The 21,039-nt window shown below is 67.3% G+C and carries 21 protein-coding genes; 9 read left to right on the plus strand and 12 right to left on the minus strand.

Features of this window, described 5'->3' with window-relative positions:
• Positions 1–11: 11 nt before the first annotated feature.
• The 3 genes from ABEA07_RS24745 to ABEA07_RS24755 form a co-directional block, all read right to left on the minus strand.
• Positions 12–1,079 (minus strand): mandelate racemase/muconate lactonizing enzyme family protein, encoded by a 1,068-nt coding sequence (locus ABEA07_RS24745; protein WP_345541214.1) that lies wholly within the window; start codon positions 1,077–1,079, stop codon positions 12–14.
• A 12-nt stretch (positions 1,080–1,091) separates the two neighbouring features.
• Positions 1,092–2,246 carry an acyl-CoA dehydrogenase family protein gene (locus tag ABEA07_RS24750; RefSeq protein ID WP_345541215.1) on the minus strand — a complete coding sequence of 385 codons (1,155 nt, stop codon included), beginning with the start codon at positions 2,244–2,246 and terminating at the stop codon, positions 1,092–1,094.
• A gap of 158 nt (positions 2,247–2,404) precedes the next feature.
• Positions 2,405–3,691 carry a citrate synthase gene (locus ABEA07_RS24755; protein WP_345541216.1) on the minus strand — a complete coding sequence of 429 codons (1,287 nt, stop codon included), beginning with the start codon at positions 3,689–3,691 and terminating at the stop codon, positions 2,405–2,407.
• Between the two features lie 99 nt (positions 3,692–3,790).
• Here ABEA07_RS24755 and ABEA07_RS24760 point away from each other — a divergent pair, with 99 nt between their 5' ends.
• The 4 genes from ABEA07_RS24760 to ABEA07_RS24775 are packed head-to-tail and all read left to right on the plus strand — an operon-like array spanning position 3,791 to position 7,051.
• Positions 3,791–4,378, plus strand: a complete 588-nt coding sequence (locus tag ABEA07_RS24760) for a carboxymuconolactone decarboxylase family protein (RefSeq protein WP_345541218.1) — start codon at positions 3,791–3,793, stop codon at positions 4,376–4,378.
• Positions 4,375–5,502 carry a cupin domain-containing protein gene (locus ABEA07_RS24765; protein WP_345541220.1) on the plus strand — a complete coding sequence of 376 codons (1,128 nt, stop codon included), beginning with the start codon at positions 4,375–4,377 and terminating at the stop codon, positions 5,500–5,502. Before ABEA07_RS24760 ends, ABEA07_RS24765 begins: the two co-directional genes overlap by 4 nt.
• A complete protein-coding gene (gene dapA / locus ABEA07_RS24770) occupies positions 5,499–6,410 on the plus strand; it encodes a 4-hydroxy-tetrahydrodipicolinate synthase (RefSeq protein WP_345541221.1) in 912 nt (303 codons plus the stop codon). Before ABEA07_RS24765 ends, dapA begins: the two co-directional genes overlap by 4 nt.
• 2 nt (positions 6,411–6,412) lie before the next feature.
• On the plus strand, positions 6,413–7,051 hold the full coding sequence (locus tag ABEA07_RS24775) for a flavin reductase family protein (RefSeq protein WP_345541222.1): 639 nt from the start codon (positions 6,413–6,415) through the stop codon (positions 7,049–7,051).
• Between the two features lie 84 nt (positions 7,052–7,135).
• On the opposite strand, the gene ABEA07_RS24780 is transcribed toward ABEA07_RS24775, so the two are convergent.
• The 4 genes from ABEA07_RS24780 to ABEA07_RS24795 form a co-directional block, all read right to left on the minus strand.
• Positions 7,136–7,699 carry a HupE/UreJ family protein gene (locus ABEA07_RS24780; protein WP_345541223.1) on the minus strand — a complete coding sequence of 188 codons (564 nt, stop codon included), beginning with the start codon at positions 7,697–7,699 and terminating at the stop codon, positions 7,136–7,138.
• A 3-nt stretch (positions 7,700–7,702) separates the two neighbouring features.
• Positions 7,703–8,125, minus strand: coding sequence for a DUF6640 family protein (locus ABEA07_RS24785; RefSeq protein WP_345541225.1), 423 nt, complete (start codon positions 8,123–8,125; stop codon positions 7,703–7,705).
• 234 nt (positions 8,126–8,359) lie between these two features.
• On the minus strand, positions 8,360–9,370 hold the full coding sequence (locus ABEA07_RS24790; RefSeq protein ID WP_345541226.1) for a TerC family protein: 1,011 nt from the start codon (positions 9,368–9,370) through the stop codon (positions 8,360–8,362).
• A 107-nt stretch (positions 9,371–9,477) separates the two neighbouring features.
• The gene (locus ABEA07_RS24795; RefSeq protein WP_345541227.1) at positions 9,478–9,813 is read right to left on the minus strand and encodes an HPF/RaiA family ribosome-associated protein; all 336 of its coding nucleotides are present in this window, start codon (positions 9,811–9,813) and stop codon (positions 9,478–9,480) included.
• A 367-nt stretch (positions 9,814–10,180) separates the two neighbouring features.
• Here ABEA07_RS24795 and ABEA07_RS24800 point away from each other — a divergent pair, with 367 nt between their 5' ends.
• From ABEA07_RS24800 to ABEA07_RS24810, 3 genes are all read left to right on the plus strand, one after another.
• Positions 10,181–11,080: a DMT family transporter gene (locus tag ABEA07_RS24800; RefSeq protein ID WP_345541228.1), complete on the plus strand. Its 900-nt coding sequence runs from the start codon at positions 10,181–10,183 to the stop codon at positions 11,078–11,080.
• A gap of 61 nt (positions 11,081–11,141) precedes the next feature.
• The gene (locus ABEA07_RS24805) at positions 11,142–11,909 is read left to right on the plus strand and encodes an alpha/beta fold hydrolase (RefSeq protein WP_345541229.1); all 768 of its coding nucleotides are present in this window, start codon (positions 11,142–11,144) and stop codon (positions 11,907–11,909) included.
• Positions 11,910–11,943: 34 nt separating this feature from the next.
• Positions 11,944–12,438 (plus strand): flavodoxin family protein, encoded by a 495-nt coding sequence (locus ABEA07_RS24810; protein WP_345541230.1) that lies wholly within the window; start codon positions 11,944–11,946, stop codon positions 12,436–12,438.
• A 9-nt stretch (positions 12,439–12,447) separates the two neighbouring features.
• On the opposite strand, the gene ABEA07_RS24815 is transcribed toward ABEA07_RS24810, so the two are convergent.
• On the minus strand, positions 12,448–13,479 hold the full coding sequence (locus tag ABEA07_RS24815) for an isocitrate/isopropylmalate dehydrogenase family protein (RefSeq protein ID WP_345541231.1): 1,032 nt from the start codon (positions 13,477–13,479) through the stop codon (positions 12,448–12,450).
• Between the two features lie 162 nt (positions 13,480–13,641).
• On the opposite strand from ABEA07_RS24815, the gene ABEA07_RS24820 reads away from it, so the two are divergent.
• Complete coding sequence (locus tag ABEA07_RS24820; RefSeq protein ID WP_345541232.1) at positions 13,642–14,763, plus strand: 3-deoxy-7-phosphoheptulonate synthase; 1,122 nt, start codon at positions 13,642–13,644, stop codon at positions 14,761–14,763.
• Between the two features lie 7 nt (positions 14,764–14,770).
• Here ABEA07_RS24820 and ABEA07_RS24825 read toward each other — a convergent pair whose 3' ends face one another.
• Together ABEA07_RS24825 and ABEA07_RS24830 are read right to left on the minus strand one after the other, a co-directional pair.
• The gene (locus ABEA07_RS24825) at positions 14,771–15,373 is read right to left on the minus strand and encodes an isochorismatase family protein (RefSeq protein ID WP_345541233.1); all 603 of its coding nucleotides are present in this window, start codon (positions 15,371–15,373) and stop codon (positions 14,771–14,773) included.
• 86 nt (positions 15,374–15,459) lie between these two features.
• A complete protein-coding gene (locus ABEA07_RS24830; protein WP_345541413.1) occupies positions 15,460–16,530 on the minus strand; it encodes a PQQ-dependent sugar dehydrogenase in 1,071 nt (356 codons plus the stop codon).
• Positions 16,531–16,839: 309 nt separating this feature from the next.
• On the opposite strand from ABEA07_RS24830, the gene ABEA07_RS24835 reads away from it, so the two are divergent.
• Positions 16,840–17,397: a C40 family peptidase gene (locus ABEA07_RS24835; protein WP_345541414.1), complete on the plus strand. Its 558-nt coding sequence runs from the start codon at positions 16,840–16,842 to the stop codon at positions 17,395–17,397.
• Positions 17,398–17,488: 91 nt separating this feature from the next.
• On the opposite strand, the gene lpdA is transcribed toward ABEA07_RS24835, so the two are convergent.
• Together lpdA and aceF are read right to left on the minus strand one after the other, a co-directional pair.
• Positions 17,489–19,321 (minus strand): dihydrolipoyl dehydrogenase, encoded by a 1,833-nt coding sequence (gene lpdA, locus ABEA07_RS24840; protein ID WP_345541234.1) that lies wholly within the window; start codon positions 19,319–19,321, stop codon positions 17,489–17,491.
• A 10-nt stretch (positions 19,322–19,331) separates the two neighbouring features.
• Positions 19,332–21,032 (minus strand): dihydrolipoyllysine-residue acetyltransferase, encoded by a 1,701-nt coding sequence (gene aceF / locus ABEA07_RS24845; protein WP_345541235.1) that lies wholly within the window; start codon positions 21,030–21,032, stop codon positions 19,332–19,334.
• Positions 21,033–21,039 lie beyond the last annotated feature (7 nt).

A 21,039-nucleotide genomic window follows, 5' to 3' on the forward strand; every position in this document is an offset into this window, starting at 1 on the left:
GGCCGCACGGACTAGCGCGAGATCGCATGGGCCTGCATGCGCCCGAAATCGATGGCCTCGTCGTCCAGTGCGCAGTCGAGCAGGCGCAGCGCTCCATCGACGATGGCCGGAGGCTTGCGCAGCACGTACTCGCGCAGGCCGACGAAAAAACTGAGTTCCGCAGGCGCGATGACGCTGTCCAGCGGCAAGGCCGCGTAGACCTGCAGGTTCAGCAGACTCCCGAGGTCGCTTTCGCCGAAGAGGCCGATGCACACGCCCTTGCCTGTCTCGCGCGCGGCGTTCGTCACGCGCAAGGTCTCGGGAATGCCGTAGCGGCCGGGCTTGCCGCTGACGGCGAACGCGCCCTGCGCCGCATAGTGGGCGGCCAGCCCCGCATCGGTGGCAGCCAGGTCCACCAGCAGCGGCAGGTGCGACTGCTGCGCCTTCGCCCCGAAGCCCGAAGGCGTGAACGCACACGGGTCTTCGAGGAACGCTGCGCCGGCATCGGCCAAGGCCGCCGAATAAGCAGTGAGCTGGGCCGGCGCGTACGCGGAATTGGCGTCCACGTAGACGAACGCATGCGGAAGGGCGCGGCGCACGGCGCGCACCACCTCCACGTCGGCCTCGACGCCCTGTCCGCCCTTGAGCTTGAAGCAGTCGACCCCGAGCGTCTCGCGCAGCATGCAGGCCTGTTCGGCGACGGCGCCGGGCGCCTGGCGCGTCAGCGTGCAGGAGACCGGGACCTGCAGGCCGGCGCCGGCGCCCGGGTGCGCCAGCATCCACAGCGCGCTTTCCACCATGCCCCGCGCCTGGTGGTGGCCGGGGATCAGTTGCAGCTTGCGCGCGAGCTGCTCCGGCGAATCGCCCTGCGCCTGCACCAGCAGTGGGAGGAAGACTTCCTGCAGCGTGGCGACGAGCGCGCGGGTCGTGTAGCCGGACCAGGTGGGCTTGGCCGTTGCCTCCGCATAGCCGACGCGTCCTTCGTCGTCGGCGATGCGCAGCAGCACGTAGTTCGCTTCGGCTTCCACGGTGTCGCTCCAGGTTACCCTCTGCCGGTAGGGCAGGCTGTAGGTGTGCAGCGAGATGCGATCGAATTTCATCGGAGATCCCTCTCACCCGAACCAGGTGCCGTTCAGCACCTCGCGCGCGACCATGTTGCGATGGATCTGTGTCGTGCCGTAGCCGATCGCGAGACCGCGCGCGTCGCGGTACAGACGCTCGAGGCCGAACTCCTCGGACAGGCCATAGGCGCCATGCAGCTGGATCGCCTCGTCCGTCACGCGGATCGCCATCTCGTTGATGAAGGTCTTCGCGATGGACGCGTCCATCATGTGCGCCGTGCCCGCGTCGACGCGGCGCGCGGCCTGGTAAAGCAGCGAGCGCCCGGCCTCCAGCTGGATCGCCATGTCCGCGAGCTTCCACTGAAGCCCCTGGAAATCGCCGAGCAGCTTGCCGAATTGGCGGCGCTCCTTGAGGTACTGGGCGCTGCGCGCGAGGGCTTCGGTAGCCAGCCCGAGGGCGATCGGCGGATTGCCCGCGATGCGGTCGGCGTCGAACACGGCCAGCAGGTCCTTCATGCCGCCGGCGGGCACGATGAGGTTCTCGCGCGGGACCACGCAGTCCTCGAACACGAGCTCCGCCATGCCCGTACCGCGCAGACCGATCAGGTCCAGGTGCTTGCCGATGGTGAAGCCCGGCGTGCCGCGTTCCACCAGGATGCCGCCGATGCCTCCGAGCCCGGGCGCATCGCCCACGCGCACCAGCACCAGGAAAAGGTCGGCCACCTGCGCGGCGGAGCACCACATCTTGCTGCCGTTGACCACGTAGCCCTCGGAACTCGGCACGGCCTTGGTCCGCAGGCTGGCCAGGTCGGAGCCAGCATCGGCCTCGGACATGCTCCATGCGGCGAGCAGTTCGCCCTTGGCAAAGCGCGGCAGGTACTTGCGCTTCTGCGCCTCGGTGCCGATGTGCTGGATCACGCGCGGGGTCGCACCATCGGTGCAACTCAGCAGGATCGCGGTGTTCGGGCATACCCGGGCGGTCTCCTCGATCACCAGCACGACCTCGGTGAGCCCGAGACCGGCGCCGCCGTATTCCGCAGGAATGGAGAGGCCGAGGAAACCATGTTCGGCCAGCATCCTCAAGTTGTGGACCGGAGGCTCGCGCAGGCGGTCGGCCTGCGCAGCGCCCGCGGCGAACCGCTCTCGAGCGATGCCTGCCACCGTTTCGCGGATCAGTCGCTGCTCGTCGTTGAGTTCGGGTTGCATCTCGTCTGCCTCGTGTCGGAATGAAGGCAGTTTAGAAGGCCGATCAACATCGATAAAGATTGATTTTCAAAATCGATAATCAGGGTTTTCCACTAATCGACTGATCGACTGATCGACGCTGGAGTCGGCTTCGATTTCGATCAGGCAGCGCGGGGTGTTCATGCCGGCGGCACGTACTTGGCGCGCGGCCGCAGCATGAAGCCCGCCAGCCGCTGCTCGACGACGTGCGCCGTCCAGCCCGCGCAACGGCCGATGGTCCAGAGCGCGGAGGCGCCACGTGGCGGCAGCTTCAGCGCCATTGCCAGCCCGATCAGCCCCACCTCGATGCTTGGCTTGAGGTCGAAGGAGGTCTCCGCTTCCTTCAGCAGCGGCTCCAGCCGCCCGTAGGACGTTTTCGCCGCGCCCGGCAGTTGCGACGCGAGCTCCAGCAGGAAACGCGCGCGGGGATCGCCCTTGGGATAGGCGATCAGGTTGAAGCCCGGCACCTGCCTCCCCGCACTCTCCAGCGTGCCGATGGAACGCCGCAGGTCCTCCGGGTTGCGCGCAGCGGCCAGCAGCTGCTCCGCGCGGTCGCAGCCGCCGCCCAGGCGGATGCCCGAATGCGTGGCGATGGCCGCGTGCAGGCACGCGCGCAGTTCAGCGCCAGTGGAGGCGGCCACGCGCGCGGCAAGCGTCGAGGGCGAAAGCTCGTGATCCGCGCACACAACGAGAGCTGCGTTGATCGCCTGCACCGCCTCCTCGCTCGACTTGCCAGGCAGCAGCGCAGCGGCGAGCAGCTCGGCCACCGGCCGCCCGCTCACCGGCCGCACAATGCGCTTCGCAGGCCCGAGCAGCCCCATCGCCGAGGCGTACAGGCAGATCAGGCTGGCGGCGTCGGCCATCGTGGTGCCGCGCTCGAAATCGGGCTTCTCGGGCATCGACAACGCCACCATCACGTTGGTCAGCACCATGAGCCGGCCGCTGGTCAGCCCGCCCGCGTCTTTGCACGCCACCTCCACTCGGCGGAACACCTCGGACGGTGGTTCGGGGTGCGACCAGCACGGCAGCGCGGGAAAGTCCAGCCCGCTCCACAGCAGCTCGCTCACCGACTCGAAACTGCGGCCGCGGCGCGCCATCTCGATCGCGTCGCGCCCGCGGTAGCGCGGCCCGCCATCTGTCAGCTCGGTGACGGACGAGGCCAGCATGGGCTGGCCCCAGCGCACGGCCGTCTCCACCGTGTCGGGAATGCCGGCGCGCCCGCCCATGCGTTTGCCCGCGCTCTCGACATCCTCGCGGTAGTACAGACGCGCCCGCGTGCCGGGCTGCATGACCGAGCGGATCACGCCGCGGCTGACGTACGAATACAGCGAGGGAATCTTCACCCCCAACATGCGCGCGGCTTCCTTGGCGGAGAGGTAGTCCGAAGGCGGCTCCTTGGGCGAGGCGGTGCGGGCGGTGGTGTTCATTTCGTATATGCACTCGATAATCAATCTTGATCCATTATAGACAACGGACTAAGCTGACCGCCAACCGCAATCGATCCCCTTGTTTCTTCCCCACACGACATGAAGCACGACTGGATTCCACGCCTGGGCACGGACGCGATGCCCGATGCGCTGGCCGCCTACCTCGGCCCGCGCGTGCGGCGACTCGGCTACCTCGGTGAGATGTTCCAGGTCGGCGCTCAGGCGCCCGATGTACTGCTGCACTTCATGCATTTCACCGACGCACTGAAGGACGCCGTGCCCTTCGACATCTCGGAAGCCGTGGTACTCACCGTGGCCACGCTGATGGAGAACCGCTACGAGCGCAACCAGCACGAGCGCTTGTCGATGCGCCACGGTCTGGGCCGCGACTGGCTCGCGGAGGTGCGGCGCCTCTCGCCTGACAGCGCGCACCTCATGACGCCGGCGCAGCAGGCGGCCCAGCGCTACGCGATCGCGGCCATTCGCACCCGCGGCCGCGGCGCCGGCGCCGAATTCGACGCACTCGACCCGCACTTCGCCCCGGGGGAGGCGATGGCCATCGCCTTCCTCGTGGGGCGCTACGTGACGCACGCCCTCATCGTCAACACGCTCGAACTCGACCCCCCCGTGCCGTCCGTCTTCGAGGACGGCTTCGATCCCGCAGCATCTCCTGGAGCAAGCCAATGAACCCCCTCCGCAAATCCTTCGAGCCCCGGCAGGCCGCCTTCGACGACGTCACCGGCCGCGCCGCCGCCGACCGCAACAGCTACTGGTCGCCGCTGGTGGTCAGCAAGGCGACCATCGATGCCGAGATACAGCGCCTGGCCGAACTGCCGAAGCCTGCCAACGGCCGCAGGGAAAGCCTGATCGTGCATCCCATGGCGCCCGCCAACGCACCCGGGCTGGCGCCCGGCATACAGGTCAAGCTGAGCGTCCTCAAGCCCGGTGAATCCACCGCTGCGTTCCGCCACAACGCAACGGAAGTGAATTTCAACATCGAGGGCGAAGGCGAAGTGACGGTCGGCGACAAGACGATCCGCCACCGCCGCTACGACGTCTGGAACCACCCCTCGTTCACGCCCTACGTGCATCGCAACACCGGCAAATCGCTGCTCGCGCGACTGACCTATTCCAACGTGCCGCTGCTGCAGAGCATGAACGTGTACCTGCCGGAGGATGTCCGCGCGGACAGCGACGCCGTGCACGTCGAGCAGGAGGAGGCACACGCGGCGGACCCCGCGCGCCAGAGCCCTTTCGGCATGATCCCGATCGGCAGCGACGGCGGCATGCTGATGCCCTACGAGACGCTGATCAACCCGACGCCCGCAGTCTCGCCCACGCTGCACTTCCCCTGGCAGGTCGTGAAGGGCGAACTGGACAAGCTCGAGGCGCTCGGCAGCCGCTATGTCGGCCGGCGGCTCTACATGATGTACAACCCGCTCACCACGCGGTTCAACGGCATCACGCCGAACTTCTTCGCGACCATGACAATCCGTCCCCCCGGCATCGTCGACCGCCCGCACCGCCACGTGTCCGCGGCCATCAACTACTACTTCAAGGGCCGGGGCTTCAGCAACGTGGCCGGCAACCGCTACGAATGGAGCGAAGGCGACCTGATGCTCTCGGCGCCGGGCTGGGCGGTCCACAACCATGCCTCGTATGACGAGCAGGTGTACGAGCTGACGGTACAGGACCAGCCGCTGAACATCTACATGGAATCGCTGCTCTGGCAGGAGGACATGAAGCTGCCGGCGAAGCTGCTCGGCTCCAGCGCCGGCTTCGACACCAACCGCGCCGAGGTGGCCGCATGATCGCGCTCGACGACAAGTTCCTGCGCGGCTCCATCACGCCGCTGGTCACGCCGCTGCGCGACGGCAAGGTGGACTACGACGCCTACGCCGGCCTCGTGCGTTACCAAGTCGACAACGGCTCGCACGGCGTGCTGGTCAACGGCACAACCGCGGAGCCTTCCACCCTCACGCTCGTCGAGCGCAAGGAACTGCTGCGCGTCGCCGTCCAGGCTGCCGGCGGCCGGGTGCCGGTCGTCGCTGCCACGGGTTCGCAGTCGCACAAGGAGACGGTGGAACTGACCGAGGCGGCTGAACGCGACGGTGCGAACGCGCTGCTGGTGGTCACGCCCTACTACGTGCGCCCGCCGCAGCGGGGCCTCGCGGCGTTCTATCGCGACGTCGCATCGCGCACGCGGCTGCCGCTGATGATCTACCACATCCCCGGGCGCACGGCGATCGACGTCGAGATGGACACGCTGCGCCAGATCGCCGATGAAGTGCCCACACTCGTGGGCATCAAGCATGCGGTCGCCGACCTGGGCTTGGTCACCGACATGCTGAAGGTGCTCGGCCCGCAGTTCCGCGTGTTCGTGGGCCTCGAGGAGTACTCGTTCCCCATGATGGCCGTGGGCGCCTGCGGGCTCATGAACGCGGTGGCCAACGTCGCGCCGCGGCTCGTGGCCGACCTGGCGAATGCGACCGCCGCCGGCGACCTCGCCCGGGCGCGCGCGCTGCACTTTTCGCTGTACGAGCTGAACAAGGCGGTGTTCTTCGACACCAATCCAATCCCCATGAAGTACATGATGCGACGGCTGGGCATCCTGGCGCGCAACGAGCACCGGCTGCCCATGATGCCCGCCACGCCGGAGCTCGAAGCCCGGCTGGACGGCGTGCTGCGGCGTGCGGGTCTGCTCGAGGACCGGGACTGACCATGTTCGTGGCCACCGACGATTTGCGCTATCGCACCTCCCTCTTCAACTCGGTCGTGGCGCCCCGGCCGATCGGCTGGGTGTCCACGCTCGGGCCGGACGGCATTGCGAACCTGGCGCCCTTCTCGTACTTCAACGGAGTTTCGGCGACGCCGCCCATGGTCATGTTCGCCAACAACGCGCCCGAAGACCGCGCGGAGAAGGACACGCTCGCAAACGTCCGGCTCAGCGGCGAGTTCTGCGTGAACCTTGCCACCTACGACTTGCGCGAGGCGATGAACGCGACGTCGGCCGCAGTGCCGCGCAGCGTCGACGAATTCCGGCTTGCCGGGCTGACGCCCGCGCCGTGCGAGTTGGTGCGCTGCGCGCGCGTGGCCGAGTCGCCGGTCTCGCTCGAATGCCGGCTGATGCGCATCGTCGACTTTCCGCCCCTGCGGCCGCAGGACCGTGCCAGCGCCGCAGTGTTCGGGCAGGTGATCGCCGTACACGTGGCCGACGACTACCTCGACGCTGCCGGGCACTTCGACGTGCTGAAGGCGCAGCCGATCGCGCGCCTGGGCGGCTTTCAGTACCTCCGGGTCACCGAGTTGTTCGAGCTGCGCCGCCCGGCCAAGCCCACGCGCGGTGCGGGAGCGAGCTGATGCACTCGGCGACCATCGACACCAGGAAGCTCGGGCGCATCGCCTTCGCTCACGGCTTCATGCTGCGGTCGAGCCCTCCATTGCTCACCTTCGCAGCTGCTGCCGCAGGCGACCCACGGCACCTCGAATTTGCGCCTGCCGCTCCTTCATGCCCTCGGCAAGCCCAATGCCCAGGACATGCAAGGAGATGGTGGCAAGCACGAATCCAACCCCATAGGCGACGGGCTGAGCAGCGCGCGTGAGTTCCGCGCCGTGAGCCATTCCGTGGAGCATGCCGAATGCGAGAGCCGAGGGAATCAGCAGGAGTCTGCATAGAAAGACATGAAACAGAAGTCCCGCAAGCAGAACCGCTGAAACCTGAACTGCCGGCTCCGTCCAGGAGGGCACTCCAAGCTGAAATCCCCACACCGTACCCACCGAGGCCGTGATGACGAAAGCGGCCGGAACCCTCATCAGGTCAAAGCGCGAGCCCAGTGTGCTGAGCGCGCCGAGGAGAACCATGCACGAGAGGTGGTCGACCCCGAGGATGGGATGCAAGAATCCGGAGACCACCCCACCGGCCCGGAAGTCTCCGTGAGCCAACGCGAGTTGCGGCACACAGGCTGCAAGACAGATCAGTCGAGTCGAGCCGGCACGGAAGCGTTGCACCGCTTATTCCTCCGCACGGGCAAACCGGTAGCCCACAACTGCCAACAGGCACATCACAAAGGCGATGATGACGTTGGGGTACATGGTGATGCCGGCGAGCTTGGGCAGCGGTTCATCGAAGGCGTTAAGACTGCTGTTCGGAAGTATCCAGGTGATATAGAAGAAAGGCGTCCAGAACGCGATGGGTACCAGTGTGGCCACAAGAACTGCAACTCTTCGGTCTCCGTCTTTTCGCCAGAGCATCCACAGCGCAATGGCCGTCACAGCCGCCAGGAACAGAAGCATGAGCGCATCGTGAAAAACCGCGTGCGGATGCCAGGCAGGGTTGAACAGGTGTGTCCCGTTCAAGTCGACAAGGGTGGACACGATGCAACTGCTTGCCAGTACGAACGTCAACAGACCGCGCCCGAAGCTCCTGCGATTCATGTTTTCTCCGATTCTTCAAGGATGCCCGAATGGCAGTATGAATCGGCGTCCCGACGGAGTACAAGGTTGATTAATTGGAGTCAACACATTTTCTGCACAGCTGCCGTTCGATAGGCCGCGCCAGATCCCGGCCCACCCGTTGCCTCGCAAGGACGCGGGCTTGTTCCGATGGACGAGTCGCGCTGGCAGCTCGAGCCAGCTGGCCGCGCCTGTCGAGCGTCCAGCCTGCAAGCCTCAATGTTCTGAACGCGCAGTCGTGGCGGCAATGTGCGGCGCGCCGGGCCGCGTCTTCCACAGGGAGACGATCACGCCGCCCGCGATCAGGCCGAAGGTCACCGACAGCGACAGCGCCGGCGGGAACTTGCCGATGATGTTGACCAGGAAGATCTTCGTGCCGATGAACACCAGCACTAGCGCCAGCGCGTACTTCAGGTACCTGAAGCGCTCGATCATTGCGGCCAGTGCGAAGTACAGCGCGCGCAGGCCCAGGATGGCGAAGATATTGCTGGTGTAGACAATGAACGGATCGGTGGTGATGGCGAAGATGGCCGGCACCGAGTCGACCGCGAACACCAGGTCCACTGCCTCCACCAGGCACAGCGCGAGGAAAAGCGGCGTCGCGTAGCGCAGGCTGCGGCCGGTCGCCGGATCGGTCTGGCGCACGAAGAACGCGTTGCCATGCAGTTCTGGAGTCACGTTGAGCCGGCGACGCAGCATCTTCAGCAACGGATTGCTCGCGATGTCGGGCTGATGATCTGCGATCAGCCACATCTTGATGCCCGTGACGACGAGGAAGGCGCCGAAGAGGTAGAGGATCCACGAGAACTGGCTGACGAGCGTGGCGCCCAGGCCGATCAGGATCGCGCGCAGCACGATCACACCCAGGATGCCCCAGAACAGGACGCGATGCTGGTACTTCGGCGGGATCGCGAAGTAGCCGAAGATCAGCGCGATCACGAAGACGTTGTCCATCGACAGCGACTTCTCGATCAGAAAGCCGGTGTAGTACTCGATGCCGCTGCCGGCACCTTTCATCCACCACACCCAGGCGCCAAAGGCCAGCGCCGCGCCGATGTAGCCAGCCGACAGCACCAGGCTCTCGCCGACGCCGATGGCGCGGTCGTCCTTGTGAAGGACGCCAAGGTCGAACGCAAGCAACGCCACCACCAAGGTGGCAAAGACCAGCCAGATCCAGGCGGCGGTGCCGAGCAAGTCGGCATTCAGGAAGTGAGGGAGCGTGTCCACGGCGGTAGGGGTTTGCGGGTGGGTGATGTGACCGGCTCGGCCGGCGTGCGCAGGGAGCAGCGAGTGGCCGCCGCCCCCCTGAATCTCGAAAGGGTGGCAGGACGGGCTTAGCGCGAAGGCACCCGCCGCAGGGCCGGCGGCTGGGTGCGGCGGCGCCGCCACCACCGCATCAAGGCATGCGCTGCGCGCTTCAGCGCGGTGTCGAGCGCGCGGCGCCAGTCGGTCGCGATCGAGGTGACCACCAGCGGATCGGCGCCGGGTGCGCGCAACTCGATGCGGCAGCGCTTGTCCGGTCCGCCACGCGGCCCGTTCACATCGTCCAGGTGGACGTAGGCACGCGGCACCATCCAATGCAGCCTGCGCATCACGAACCGGGTGCGCATCACGGCCACTTCGCGCCACGCCAGTGCCTCGGCGCCGCGGGCGTTGAACAACACCTGCATCACAGACCTCCGTCGGAAGGATTGAAGATGCAGCGAAGATTAGACACGTCGACCCGCCTGAAAAACCAGATAATCACGGAAGATTAGTTCTGAAAAACAGGAATATCCCGACGTCGACCGGAGGCCCGATGACCCTGCTTGGAGCCGATCCTGCACACGCAGGCGCTTCGGCTCGTTTGCCATGTCGCCGAGCGCAGGGTGCAGCACCGACTCGTGCAGCGCCTGCTTGCACGGCAGGGCTGAACGCATGGCGTCATCCGCCTATCGAATGAGCGCTTGTCAAGCGAATGCCTGAGCCCGGATGAAGTCCTGGCCACGAGACGGTGGACAATACGCGACCCCCACCCGGCGGAGCGCCCTGTCGAACATGAACGAGAAATCCATCGGTACGCTGCAGATGATGGCAGCCATGCTGATCTCCGGCACCATCGGCTGGTTCGTCGTCTATTCGGGGCAGCCCATCATCCCGTTGCTGTTCTGGCGCTGTGTCTTCGGCGCGGCCACCCTGGCGCTGGTGTGCGCCCTCACCGGCTCGCTGCCGCGCAGGCTCACGCTCAGGCAGATCGGATGGGCCGCCGTGGGTGGCGTGGCCATCGTGCTGAACTGGTTGCTGATCTTCGCCTCCTTTTCCAGGGCGTCGATCTCCGTCGCCATCGCGGTCTACAACACCCAGCCGTTCATGCTGATCGGCCTCGGCGCGCTGTTCTTTTCCGAGCGAATCACTGCCACCAAGCTCATGTGGCTGGCCATCGCGTTCGCCGGCGTGCTGCTGATCGTGCAGGCCAGGCCGTCCGCGGCGGCCTATGCGGGCCCCGACACCGCGTACATTGCGGGCGTCGTGATGGCGCTCGGCGCAGCGTTCTTCTACGCGGTCGCGTCGATCGTGACCAAGAAGCTCGGCGATATGCCCCCGCACCTCATCGCCCTGATCCACGTCTGCGTCGGCGCCCTCATGATCGCGCCCTTCGCGGACCTCACGAATCTTCCGGCCGGCACCCGCGTCTGGGCCGATTTCTTGGTGATGGGCGCCGTGTACACCGGGCTGGTTTTCGCGCTGCTTTACGGCGCCATCCAGAAATTGCCGACGCATTCGATTGGCGCGCTGTCATTCCTCTACCCGATCGTCGCCATGGTGGTGGACTTCCTCGCCTTCGACCACCGGCTCAAGCCGCTGCAGTTCGTCGGCTCGGCCGCCATCCTGCTGGCGGCTGCGGGCATGACCCTGGGCTGGTCCCTGCAGCGCGCCAAGCCCTCCGCACAGCCCTGAGCCGACGGCCTTGCAGGGCGGTCGATTAACCTCGGTCCTTTTCGAGAATGCGGCGGAGGCAATGAAGGCGATGCGCATGCACATGGAACACGGCGGTAAAGGCTCGGACCTGCTCCTCCTGCTGCACGGGATGGGGGCGACAGGAGCCGTTTGGTCGCCTTTCTGCGCGGAGGCCGGCGCGCGCTGGCGCGGCCGCTGGCTCGCCATGGACCTGCCAGGGCATGGAAGCTCCGATCGGCAGGAGAGCTACGGCATCGGCCAGTACGCCGCGACGGTTGCACGCGCCGTGCTGCCGCATGTCGATCCGGCGGGCCGCCTCGTGGTGCTCGGCCACTCGCTCGGCGGAGTGATTGCGCTGGCCCTGGCCACGGGCTGGTTCGGGGTCGCGCCGCACAGCGTCTTCGGCGCGGGCATCAAGGTCGCGTGGACCGATGAGGAACTCCAGCGCATGGAGAGTCTGGCCGCCCAGCCCGCCAAGCGATTGCCTACGAAGGAGGAGGCTTCGCAGCGCTACCTGAAGGTCGCCGGCCTGGCCGGGATCGCGGAGGCCGCGTCGCCCGTGACGGCACGCGGCATCGCGCGCGATGCCGACGGCTGGCGCCTCTCCATGGATCCCCGGGGCCATGGCGTGGGCCCGCCGCCGATGACAGAGTTGATGGCGCTGGCCCGCTGCCCCGTGCATCTTGGGCGCGGGGATCATGACGCAATGGTGACCCTCGAGCAGTTGCGTGCGCTCGATCCCGGTGCGCAAGGACTCGGGCCGCACGGCCACAACGTCATGGTCGAGGCGCCTGCGCGCGTGTGGGACTGGGTTGCCTCGGCCGCATGAAGCAAGGGAAAGACGACGCGCAAGGGTCACGGGCATGCCGAAGACGCTGCTGATCGTTTACCACACGATGACGGGCGGCACGCGCCAAATGGTCGAGGCTGCGCGCGCGGGGGCCTTGTCGGACACGGACATCGACGTGCGGCTGCTGACGGCAGCGCAGGCGGGCGCCTCCGACGTGCTCGCCGCGGACGGGTATCTCTTCGCCACGCCCGAGAATCTCGCGGCCATGAGCGGGCAGCTCAAGGATTTCTTCGATCGCAGCTACTACGGCGCACTCGACCAGGTCAACGGCCGCCCCTATGCCACGCTCATCTGCGCCGGCAGCGACGGGCAGAACGCCGCCCGCCAGATCGAACGCATCGCCACCGGATGGCGGCTCAGGCCGGTGGCGGAGCCGCTCATCGTCTGCACCCATGCGCAGACGCCGCAGGCCATCCTCGCGGCCAAGACCATCGGGGACGATGATCTCGCGCGCTGTAGGGTGCTGGGCGAGGCCATGGCGGCGGGGCTGGCGCTGGGCGTGTTCTAGGCCCCCTCTTCAGCCGTTGGCGATCCGGCTCACCAGGGCCTGGGTGAAGGCCTCGGTGCCGGCGCTGCCGCCCAGGTCGCCGGTGCGCACCTTGTCGATGTTGAGGGTCTCGTCGATGGCCTTGCGCAGTCGCGCGGCCAGGTCCGGCAGCCGGCAGTGGTCGAGCATCAGCGCGGCGGCCAGCATCAGGGCCGTGGGGTTGGCCACGCCCTTGCCCGCGATGTCAGGCGCCGAGCCGTGCACCGCCTCGAAGATGGCCGCTTCGCTGCCGATGTTGGCGCCCGGCGCCATGCCCAGGCCGCCGACCAGGCCCGCCACCAGGTCGGACAGGATGTCGCCGAACAGGTTGGTCGTGACCAGCATGTCGAACTGCCAGGGATTGAGCACCAGCTTCATCGCGCAGGCATCGACGATGACGCTGTCGAGCTGGAATTTGCCCTTGTACTTGCGCTCGTACAGCTCGAGGCCCGTCTCCAGGAAGATGCCGGTGAGCGCCTTCATGATGTTGGCCTTGTGCACGATCGTGACCTTCTTGCGGCCCATCGCGATGGCGGTGTCGAAGGCGAACTCGAGCAGGCGGCGGCAGCCCTGCCGGGTGTTGATGCCGGTGGCCATGGCCACGGCGTGCGGGTCGCCGTCGATGGGCACGTAGTGCTCGTGGCCGATGTACAGGCCCTCCAGGTTCTCGCGCACCACCACCAGGTCGATGTTGTCGAAGCGTCCGCCGGGGATGATGGTGCGCGCCGGCCGCAGGTTGGCGTAGAGGCCGAACGCCTCGCGCAGGCGCACGTTGGAGGAACGGTAGCCGCCGCCGGAAGGCGTTTCCAGCGGGCCCTTGAGCGCGAGGCGGGTGCGACGGATGCTGTCGAGCGTGGCCTGGGGCAACGGGTCGCCCGCCTGCTGCACGCCGGCCAGGCCGGCCACCTGGCGCTCCCACTCGAACGGGGCTTTCAAGGCATCGAGGGCGGCCAGCGTCGCGTCGACGATTTCGGGGCCGATGCCGTCCCCGGCAATGAGGGTGGCGGGGATGACTTGGGACATGCGGGGCCTCCTGGGGCAGTGGAAAAACGAGCCCCGTTCGTGGCGAGGGCCAGAGGGCCTGTCAACGCTGTGCAAGGTGGTTCCCTTGCACAGCGTTGACAGACCCTCACCGATTATGAGCGGACAATCTGCCGCACCTCGAACCAACCCACGCCCACGCCCATGCCTCGCCTGGATGACCCTCTTCACGATGCCGAGATCGGCTCCCGCGACAGCACCCTCGACACCACCCGCATCGACGACGTGCGCATCGGCGCCGTCCGTCCCCTCATCACCCCGGCCCTGCTGCAGGAGCGCGTGCCGGTGCAGGGCGACACGCTCGCGCTGGTGGAAGCCAGCCGCGCCGCCATCGCCGACGTGCTGCACGGCCGCGACGACCGGCTGGTGGTGGTGGTCGGCCCCTGCTCGATCCACGATCACGACCAGGCACTCGAATACGGCCACCAGCTGAAGGCGGTGGCCGACGAACTGCGAGAGGACCTGCTCATCGTGATGCGCACCTACTTCGAGAAGCCGCGCACCACGGTGGGCTGGAAGGGCTACATCAACGACCCGCACCTGGACGGCAGCTTCGCGATGAACGAGGGCCTGGAACGCGCCCGCCGCCTGCTGCTGGAACTGACCGTGCTGGGCCTGCCGACCGGCACCGAGTTCCTGGACCTGCTGAGCCCGCAGTTCATTGCCGACCTGATCGCCTGGGGCGCCATCGGCGCGCGCACCACCGAGAGCCAGAGCCATCGCCAGCTGGCCTCGGGCCTGAGCTGCCCGGTCGGCTTCAAGAACGGCACCGACGGCAGCATCAAGGTCGCGGCCGACGCCATCCTCGCCGCGCGGGCGCCGCATGCCTTCATGGGCATGACGAAGATGGGCATGGCCGCGATCTTCGAGACGCGCGGCAACGACGACTGCCACGTCATCCTGCGCGGCGGCAAGACGCCCAACTACTCGGCCGCCGACGTGGCCGCGACCTGCGAGGCGCTGCGCGCCCAGGGCCTGCGGGAGCGGGTGATGATCGACGTCTCGCACGGCAACAGCAGCAAGCAGCACCGGCGCCAGGTCGAGGTCGCCGGCGACGTGGCGGCGCAGATCGCCGCGGGCGAGCGCCGCATCGCCGGTGTGATGATCGAAAGCCACCTGGAGGAAGGTCGGCAGGACCTGGTGCCCGGCGTGCCGCTGAAGCACGGCGTGTCGGTCACCGATGCATGCATCGGCTTTGCGCAGACGGTGCCGGTGCTGCACGCGCTGGCCGCGGCAGTGCGCGCGCGGCGAAAGGTGGCGGCCTGAACCGGCCTTAACGGATCAACGCCAGCACATCCCTGAACTTGGGATGCTCGGCACTGCGCACCCACTCGAAGCCGACCATCTCGGTGGTCACCAGCTCGGCGCCGGCACCGGCCAGGCGGTCGAAGGCGGCATCGCGGTTGCGCTCGGTGCGCGAGCCGCAGGCATCGGTCACGACGTAGACCTCGAACTCGTCCTCCAGCAGCTCGAGCGCGGTCTGCAGCAGGCAGACGTGGGCTTCGCAGCCGGCGATCACGATGATGTTGCGTTCCTCGGCAGGCTGCTTCGGTTTCTGCAGGTGCTTGGGCAGGCTGCGGGCGTTGCCCTGGGGCGCCTTCGCGGGCGGGCGCAGCCAGTCGGCCAGGCCCTCCTGCATGGCGCTGAAATGCATCTTGGACAGGGTGCGCTGGCACAGCGTGCGCACGTCGGGCAGGTTCTCGCCGAGCCTGGACGGGTTTTCCTCGGTGCCCCAGACCGGGACCTCCGCGAGGCGCGCCATCCGGCCCAGGCGAACGGCATTGGCCAGCACGGCCTCACCGTCGAAGATGGCAGGCATCAGGCGCTGCTGGTAGTCGACCAGGACCAGTTGGGAATGCGAGGCATCGAGCAGCATGGGAAAGGTCTTTCGGGAAAGCAGGAAACTGGACAAACCCTGGACCGTACCACCAACCCAGTCGCCGCCACGCCGAGCTTGCGGACTCAATCGGGCCGCAGGCGGATCAGCTTGCCATTGGCCTCATCCGTCAGAACGTAGAGCAGGCCATCGGGACCCTGCTTGACGTCGCGGATGCGCGCCCGCCCGTCCTCCAGCAGGCGATGCTCGGCCGCCACCTTGCCGTCGCGCAGCTCGATGCGGTCGAGATAGCCGAACTTGAGCGAGCCCACGAAGAGGTTGCCCTTCCAGGCGGCGCCGTAGCGGTCGCTGGTGAGAAAGGCCATGCCGGAGGGCGCGATGGAAGGCACCCAGTAGTGCAGCGGCTGCTCCATGCCCTCCTTCTGCGTGATCCCGTCGCCGATCTTGCCGCCGCCGTAGTTCTCGCCGTAGGTGATGACCGGCCAGCCGTGATTGCGGCCCGGCGCGGGCACGTTGATCTCGTCGCCGCCCTGGGGGCCATGTTCGTGCATCCACAGCTTGCCATCAGGCCCCAGGGTGGCGCCCTGGCCGTTGCGGTGACCGAAGCTCCAGATCTCGGGCAGCGCGCCCGCCCGTCCGACGAAGGGGTTGTCCTGCGGCGCGGCGCCGTCCTTGGTGATCCGCACCACCTTGCCGATGTGGTTGTCGAGCTTCTGGGCGTCTTCCTTGCGGCTGAAGCGGTCCCCCAGGGTCAGGAACAAGGTGCCATCCCTGGCCTCCACGATGCGGCAGCCGAAATGGGCGCGGCTCGCGATCTTGGGACGCTGGCTGAAGAGAATGCGCAGATTTTCGAGGCGGCTGCCGTCGGCCGAGAGGTGGGCACGCGCCAGTGCGGTGCTGTTGGCCGAACCGGCGGTGTCGGGCTCGGAGAAACAGAAGTACAGGATGCGGTTGCGCTCGAAGGCTGAGTCGGCCAGCACGTCCAGCAGGCCGCCCTGCCCGCCCGCGGCGATGGGCGGCAGGCCAGCCAGCGGGGCGCCGACCTGGCCGTCGGCGCCGACGATGCGCATGCGGCCCGGTTTTTCCGTGACCACGAAGCGACCCTCGGGCAGGAAGCTCAGGCCCCAGGGGTTTTCCAGGCCGGAGGCGACGACTTCCGGACGCGGTGCGGCATCCGCCGTGCCAAGGACCGTCATTGCCAGGAACGCTGCCCCGGCGGTCCGCCAGCACACCATGATCGAGAACGAGCGGGTCAGTTGGGAATGCATCTTGCTCCTCGGCTTGGACGACCCGCCGGCCGACCTGAAAAAAACTGCAATGCGGACCGCCTTTATTTCAAAACTTTTGGTTTACATCAAGCCAAAAGCTTATGCCGGATAACGTACAACTTTACTTTTCATTCAAAACTGAATAGGAAAAATGCGCCGCGTGACAACAAGTTGCGTGCAAAATCTCGGATTCGCTTGAAATTGACATCGTTATTTGTCATCCATATCCTACGCGCCATGCGATTTTTCATCCTACCCGCCTGCCTCCTGTTCGCTTGCGCCGCTCACGCCGCCCCGCAGCAGGAGCGCTCCGAAGCGATGGAAGCCATGCTGGCGGAAAAGGGCCTGATCGGCCAGTTCCATCAAGTCCGCCAGACCGTCGTAGACCGGACCTCCGACCTCGTCGTCACCGCGATTGGCTTCCTGGGCGTGCCCTACAAGCGCGGCGGCAACACCGCAGAAACCGGCTTCGACTGCAGCGGCTTCGTCCGCGCCATGTACAACCAGACCGTCGGTCACCTGCTGCCGCGGCGCGCCGAAGAGCAGGCCGCCGCCACCCAGAAGATCGACCGCAGCGAACTCAAGCCGGGCGACCTGGTGTTCTTCAACACCATGCGCCGCGCCTTCAGCCATGTCGGGATCTACGTGGGTGACGGCAAGTTCATCCATTCGCCGCGCACAGGCGCCGAAGTGCGGGTCGAGGATCTGAACGGCAGCTACTGGCAGCGCCGCTTCAACGGGGCCCGCCGCGTACTGACCGGTCCGGAAGAAATCAACGCCGCGTCGGGCGAGTAAACGCCGTCCCTGCCAACGAAAAACCCGCCGCTGGCGGGTTTTTCGTTGGACACGCCGGACGCGCCGGGGCCTGGGCGCCCCTGGGCGGTCCTCAGCGCTTCCTGACCGGCGGCACGTCCGTGCAGGTGCCGTGCGCCACCTCGGCCGCCATGCCGATACTCTCGCCGAGCGTCGGGTGCGGGTGGATGGTCTTGCCGATGTCGACCGCGTCGGCCCCCATCTCGATCGCCAGGGCGATCTCGCCGATCATGTCACCGGCGTGCGTGCCGACGATGCCGCCGCCCACGATGCGGTGCGTCTGCGCGTCGAACAGCAGCTTGGTGAAGCCCTCGTCGCGGCCGTTGGCGATGGCGCGGCCGGAGGCCGTCCATGGGAACAGGCCCTTCTCGACCTTCACACCCTCGGCCTTGGCCTGGTCCTCGGTCAGGCCGACCCAGGCCACTTCCGGATCGGTGTAGGCCACGCTCGGGATCACGCGGGCATTGAAGGCGGCGCTGGCCAGCTCCTTGTCGCCCTTGAGCTCGCCGGCGATCACTTCGGCCGCCACGTGGGCCTCGTGCACCGCCTTGTGCGCCAGCATGGGCTGGCCCACGATGTCGCCGATGGCGAAGATGTGGGGCACGTTGGTGCGCATCTGGATGTCCACCGGAATGAAACCGCGGTCGCTGACGTTCACGCCCGCCTTCTCGGCGCCGATCTTCTTGCCGTTGGGGCTGCGGCCCACCGCCTGCAGCACCAGGTCGTAGACCTGCGGCTCCTTGGGCGCCTGCTCGCCTTCGAAGCTGACGCGGATGCCTTCCTTGGTGGCTTCCGCGCCGACCGTCTTGGTCTTGAGCATGATGTTGTCGAAGCGCGGCGCATTGAGCTTCTGCCACACCTTGACCAGGTCGCGGTCGGCGCCCTGCATCAGGCCGTCGAGCATCTCGACCACGTCCAGGCGGGCGCCCAGGGTGGAGTACACCGAGCCCATCTCCAGGCCGATGATCCCGCCGCCCAGGATCAGCATGCGCTTGGGTTCCACGCCCAGCTCCAGCGCGCCGGTGGAGTCGACCACGCGCGGGTCCTTGGGCATGAAGGGCAGGTGCACGGCCTGGGAGCCGGCGGCGATGATGCAATGGCGGAAGCGCACCGTCTTGCCGGCGCCGGTGGTGTCCTTGCCGTCGCCGGAGGTTTCCTGCACCTTGAGGTGGTACGGGTCGACGAACTCACCGATGCCGCGCACGGTGGTGACCTTGCGCATCTTGGCCATCGCGGTGAGGCCGCCGGTCAGCTTGCCGACCACTTTGTTCTTGCGCTCCTTCAGCTTGGCCCGATCGATGACGGGCTCGTTGAAGGCCACGCCGAAGTCGGCGAAATGCCTGACCTCGTCGATCACCGCCGCCACGTGCAGCAGCGCCTTGGAAGGGATGCAGCCCACGTTGAGGCAGACCCCGCCCAAGGTGGCGTAGCGCTCGACCAGCACCACGTTGAGCCCGAGGTCGGCCGCGCGGAAGGCGGCGGAATAGCCGCCCGGGCCGGCGCCGAGCACCAGCACGTCGCAGTCGAGATCGACCGCGCCACCGTAGCTCGAGGCCACGGCAGGCGCAGGCGACGGCGCGGCCGCCTTGGGAGCCGGCGCGCTCGCGGAAGGGGCCGGCGCGGGCGGCGCGGCGGCCGGTGCGGGCGCGGGTGCTGCCGCGCCCGCCTCCGCCGCATCGACCGTCAGGACGACCGAGCCTTCGCTCACCTTGTCGCCCACCTTCACCGCCACCGACTTGACGACGCCGGCATGAGAGGACGGGATCTCCATCGAGGCCTTGTCGGATTCGACGGTGATCAGCGACTGCTCGACCTTGATCGTGTCGCCCGCCTTGACCAGCACCTCGATGACCGCGACTTCCGAGAAATCGCCGATGTCAGGAACCTTGACTTGCACTTCGCTCATGGTCGGCACCTCACAGGAGAACGCGGCGGAAGTCCGCGAGGACCTGACCGAGGTAGGCGTTGAAGCGTGCCGCGGCGGCGCCGTCGATCACGCGGTGGTCGTAGGACAGCGACAGTGGCAGCGTCAGGCGCGGCACGAACTGCTTGCCGTCCCACACGGGCTTCATCTGGCCCTTCGACAGGCCGAGGATGGCCACTTCGGGCGCGTTGATGATGGGCGTGAAGTGCGTGCCGCCGATGCCGCCGAGCGAGCTGATCGACATGCAGCCACCCTGCATGTCGGCCGCGCCGAGCTTGCCTTCGCGCGCCTTCTTGGCGAGTTCGCCCATCTCGGCGCTGATCTGCAGGATGCCCTTCTTGTCCGCGTCCTTGAGCACCGGCACCACGAGGCCGTTGGGCGTGTCCGCCGCGAAGCCGATGTGGTAGTACTGCTTGTAGACGAGGGTGTCGCCGTCCAGGCTGGTGTTGAACTCGGGAAACTTCTTCAGAGCCGAGACCACGGCCTTGATCACGAAGGCCAGCATGGTCACCTTGACGCCGGACTTCTCGTTCTCCTTGTTGGTCGCCACGCGGAAGGCTTCCAGCTCGGTGATGTCCGCCTCGTCGTTGTTGGTGACGTGCGGGATCATCACCCAGTTGCGGTGCAGGTTGGCGCCGCTGATCTTCTTGATGCGCGACAGGTCCTTGCGCTCGACCGTGCCGAACTTGGCGAAGTCGACCTTGGGCCAGGGCAGCAGGCCCAGCGCCTCGCCGCCGCCACCACCGCCGGCCGGGGCCTTGGCGGCCGCGGCCTTGGTGCTGGCGGCACCGCTCATCACGTCGCGGGTGAAGCTCTGCACGTCTTCCTGCGTGATGCGGCCCTTGAGGCCGGTGCCCTTGACCTCCTCCAGGGGCACGCCGAGTTCGCGGGCGAACTTGCGCACCGAGGGCGAGGCGTGCGGCAGCTTGCCGCTGGGCGGCACGGTCGGGTCGTGTGCGGGGGCGGCGGCCGGCGCAGGCGCAGCCGCGGATGCCGAGGCAGGCGCAGCCGGTGCGGCAGCCGCAGCCGCCGGTGCGCTGGCAGGCGCTGCCGCTGCCGGGGCAGCTGCCGCGGCACCACCGCCACTGCCTTCGAGCACGGCGATCAGGTCGCCGACGTTGACCTTGTCGCCGACCTTGACCTTGAGCTCCTTGAGCACGCCGGCGGCGGAGGACGGGATCTCCATCGAGGCCTTGTCGGACTCGACCGTGATCAGCGATTGCTCGACCTGGATCGCGTCACCGACCTTGGCCAGCACCTCGATTACCGCGACGTCCTTGAAGTCGCCGATGTCGGGCACCTTGACCTCGACCGGGCCGGTCGCCGCCGCGGGCGCGGCAGCGGCGGGCGCAGGCGTCGCGGCAGCAGGCGCGGGGGCCGCCGCCTGGGCGGGCGCCGGCGCACCTGCACCTGCACCTGCACCTGCACCTGCAGGTGCGGGCGCAGCCGTGCCCCCCTCGCCGTCCAGCACCAGCACGACCGAGCCCTCGCTGACCTTGCTGCCGACCGCGACCTTGAGTTCCTTGACCACGCCGGACGCACTCGACGGAATCTCCATCGAGGCCTTGTCCGACTCCACGGTGATGAGCGACTGTTCGGCCTTCACCGTGTCACCCACCTTGACCAGCACTTCGATCACCGCGACTTCGTCGAAATCGCCGATGTCCGGCACCTTCACTTCCACCATAGCCATATCGTGT

The organism is Variovorax defluvii (assembly GCF_039541515.1).
GTDB lineage: Bacteria > Pseudomonadota > Gammaproteobacteria > Burkholderiales > Burkholderiaceae_C > Variovorax > Variovorax defluvii.